This window comes from Frankia sp. R82, from assembly GCF_023716925.1.
Taxonomy (GTDB): Bacteria; Actinomycetota; Actinomycetes; order Frankiales; family Frankiaceae; genus Frankia.
In genome coordinates this window covers 1-3,632 of the sequence record NZ_JAMQQG010000227.1, presented here as the reverse complement: position 1 = coordinate 3,632, position 3,632 = coordinate 1, and the positions used below count along the sequence as shown (strand labels likewise).

Here is a 3,632-nt window from a genome sequence, read left to right as displayed (position 1 = left end):
GGGTGTCCTCGGCCAGCTCCCGCGCCCCCACCTGATCACCCAGGTCGGCCAGCGTGAGGGCGAGGTTGTTCGCGGAGGTCAGGGTGTCGGGGTGGTCGTCGCCGAGGATCCGCCGCAGGCGGGCCAGGGTGTCCTCGGCCAGCTCCCGCGCCCCCACCTGATCACCCAGGTCGGCCAGCGTGAGGGCGAGGTTGTTCGCGGAGTCCAGGGTGTCGGGGTGGTCGTCGCCGAGGATCCGCCGCCGGCGGGTCAGGGTGTCCTCGGCCAGCACCCGCGCCCCCGCAGGGTCGCCGAGGTCGGCGAGGGCGGCGGCGAGGGTGGTGGTGATGCCCAGGGTGTCGGGGTGGTCGGGGCCGGGGTGGGTGGTCCAGCGCTGGCGGGTGGGGGTGGCCAGGGTGCGGGCGGCGCCGGCCTGCCCGGCCTGCAGCAGATACCAGCCGGTGCGCTCCAGCAGCCGGCGGAATCCGTCGGGTTCGGCGACGCCGGTCTGGGCCAGGTGGCCGGCGGCGGCGCTGAGATGGGGGGTGAGGGTGGCGTAGGCAGGCCAGTCCCCCGGATTTTCTGCGTCGCCGGGGTGGGCGGTGGCGAGCAGGTCCAGTGCGCCGCTGATCGCGCTGGCTGTCTGGGTGGGGGTGAGGCGGGCGCGCAGCAGGGCCTGGACCAGGCGGTGTATCCGCCACCGGCCCGCGGCCGCACCCGAATCGGGTCTGCCAGCGGTAGGGGTGGGGGTGCCCGGGTCGGTGCCGCTGGTGCTGCTGGTGGTGGCGAGGGCGAGGCGGCGGATCGCGGCGAGCATCCCATAGGCCGTCTGCGGTTCCCCGATGACGAGCGCGCCGTCGTCGGGGTGGCTGGTGCTGGTCAGTGGGATGGGTTCGGGGGCGAGGAAGGCCAGCTGGTCGAGCAGCCGGGCGGCCTGCGGGTGCAGGGCGGCGAGCCGGTCGGCGGCCAGAGTGACGGTGCGGGTGAGTCCGGGGTGGTGCAGGGTGTCGTCGTCGAGGAGCACCGTCGGGGTGGCGGCGAGTGCGGCGAGGTACACGCCGACGGGCATGGTGGTGTCGGCGAGGTAGGCGCCGGCCTGTTCCACGGCCAACGGCAGATCCCCCACCGCCTCCGCCACCCGCCGCACCTCGGCATCGGTCAGAGCCGGAACATGACGGCGTAGCAGCGCGGCGGTTTCCGGCCGCGTGAACTCGCCGACCTCGACCAGCTCCACGCCGACCCGGCGGATCCCCGGGTCCCGGCTGGTCACCAGCAGCCGCCCCGAGCCCGGGGGCAGCAGACCGGCCAGGGTCTGCGGGTCGGGAATGTTGTCGTAGACCAGCAGCCAGCCTTGGCGGCGGCCCAACGCCACCAGCGCCGCCCGGGCCCGCGCGGGCACATCCCCCTCGCCGACCCCCAGCACCCCGGCAAGCTCAGCCAGGCCGGTTTCCAATCCGGTCGTGGTTTCCGCGTCGACCCACCACACCAGATCCAGACCGGCCGCATACCGCCAGGCGTACTCCACCGCCAGCTGCGTTTTCCCGACCCCACCCATCCCCTGCAACCCCGCCACCGCGACCCGCCCGCCACCGGCCAACCGGTCATGCAAGGCGGTGAGGAGAGGGTCGCGGCCGGTGAACAGCAGGTTCCGCGCCGGCACCGACCCCCACACCACGGGCAACCGGCCTGGGAAGCCCGGCTCCACTCCCAGCCGCGCTGTCGCGAGGGGGTCACCGGGAAACGACGGCTCCACCGTGGGTTTACCCCGCTGTCCGCGGGCGGCGGCCCGCAGCCGGCCGGCCGCCGCGTCCCGGTCGAGACCGAACAGGTCGACACTGACCAGCTGGGCGAGCAGACCCGGACGGGGGCAGTCCTCGACCCGAAACACCAGCAGCCGGCGATCCGCACCCGACGGATCCCGCGCCCAAGCGGCCTGCCACTCCGCCTCGGCATACGCCGAGGACAGATACGCCGCCGAGAGCACCGCGACCGTGCGCACCGCCCGCTGAGCCGCCCGGTGCATCTCGCTGACGAAATGCGACCCGGCCCCGAAATCCCACGCCTGAAGCCGCGTCGTGTAGCCGGCGGCCTCCAACTGCCAGGCCACCCACTCCGCCCACCCCTGATCCGCCCCCGTATACGACACGAAGACATCCACCCCACCCGCCACCGCCGCCGGTGGCGGGGTAGGGCCGGCCGTCTGATCCCCCGCGCTCATAGCCACCCACCCTGCCACCACCGCCACGAAACGTCACAACCCCGCCGCACAGCGAACAGGCCCCGGCCGCCACCCCGCCCCGACCCGCGGATGACGGGCCCGACCCTCACCCTCGACACGCCTAGTGATCGGAAAGCGGCAAAGGATGCATCTCACACTGCGTGACATAGATCGTTTACGTGAGACGGACGTCCTCGTCGCCGCGAAAGTCAACCGGATCAGCCGCTCGACCCTGGACTTCGCGACCCTGCTCGACCACGCCAGGCGCAGCCGCTGGGCGTTGAACGTTCTCGACATCGGCGCGGACCTCACCACCCCCGCCGGGGAGATATTCGCCCCGATCGTCGCCGTCATCGCCCAGTACGAACGGCGCCTCATCGGCCAGCGCACCCGCGACGCCCTCGCCATCCGCCGCGCCGCCGGCGTCCAACTCGGCACCGTGCACCGCATCCCCGACCCCATCGTGACCCGCATCCTCACCGCCCACACCGCCGGCGACGGCCTCACCACCATCGCCCGCGCCCTCACCGCCGACGGCGTGCCTACCGCACGAGGCGGAACCCCGTGGCAGGCATCCACCGTGCAGGCCGTCATCCGCCGCGCGGACACCACCGCCGCCGTCCGAGACCCGATCCGGGCCCAGATGCACACGGCCAAGCCTGACGTCGGTGCGCACCAGGACAGGCACGCCACGCATCATCTTCCACCCTGAGGGGCCTCTACCGACACAGCTCGGACATCCCCGGCACCTACCAGCACTCGGATCCACAGAACTACGGGTGCGGGCTCGCTGTGGCACCGGCCAGGAGAGCACCGCGGCCCGGCTGGCAAGCTGGACCCCACCCGTCCCGGATCTCCACAGGCGGGGTGTCGCAGAGCAGGGAGCGCGCCCGTGACGCCCGTGACCACCACCGCAGCCGCACCGGCCGCCTCCAAGGCCTCGCCGGGCCGGCCGCGGCTAACCGGCCCCCAGGCCGTCGCCCGCCAACTACGTCGCCTTCACCACCACCCTGCCCGTCAGCCCCGACGCCCGGACCCTTGCGGTGCGCGCCGCCCGCGACGGACAGGCGAACCTCACCGACACGGACCTACGCCGCCACCCGGATCCCGCGGGCCAGCTCGACGAACTGACCGCCGGCGGGTGGATCACCGGCGACGACCTCGCCCGCATCCTCGACGCCCCACCCGAAGAAGCCTTCCGCCTGCACTGAGCTGCGTGGCCGACTCATCGATACCGACCAGTACCACTGAGGCGCCCCGGCCATCCTGGTCGCCTACGAGGCCGGCTCCGCCGTCACCCGGCGCCTCCCTGCGCACCGATCTGCCTCGAGTAAGGTCGCGACCTGAGCCGCCACGGAGGGACTGTACGAGTAACGGTGTGACCCTGATCAGGGAGAACACCCGATGACGATCATGACTGACATGGCGGACACTG

Annotated in this window: 3 protein-coding genes; 2 read left to right on the top strand and 1 reads right to left on the bottom strand. The window is 73.0% G+C overall.

Annotation, left to right across the window (positions count from 1 at the left end; all coding sequences use genetic code 11):
- Positions 1–2,197, bottom strand: a 2,197-nt coding sequence (gene fxsT, locus ND747_RS18920) for an FxSxx-COOH system tetratricopeptide repeat protein (protein ID WP_251735061.1), incomplete at its 3' end; no start/stop codon positions are given.
- Between the two features lie 145 nt (positions 2,198–2,342).
- Here fxsT and ND747_RS18915 point away from each other — a divergent pair.
- Positions 2,343–2,909 carry a recombinase family protein gene (locus ND747_RS18915; protein WP_251735060.1) on the top strand — a complete coding sequence of 189 codons (567 nt, stop codon included), beginning with the start codon at positions 2,343–2,345 and terminating at the stop codon, positions 2,907–2,909.
- A 331-nt stretch (positions 2,910–3,240) separates the two neighbouring features.
- On the top strand, positions 3,241–3,408 hold the full coding sequence (locus ND747_RS18910) for a hypothetical protein (RefSeq protein WP_251735059.1): 168 nt from the start codon (positions 3,241–3,243) through the stop codon (positions 3,406–3,408).
- Positions 3,409–3,632 lie beyond the last annotated feature (224 nt).

Excerpts from the sequence above, each read along its gene's own strand:
- ND747_RS18915 (WP_251735060.1), top strand. The coding sequence starts at position 2,343 with ATGCATCTCACACTGCGTGACATAGATCGTTTACGTGAGACGGACGTC.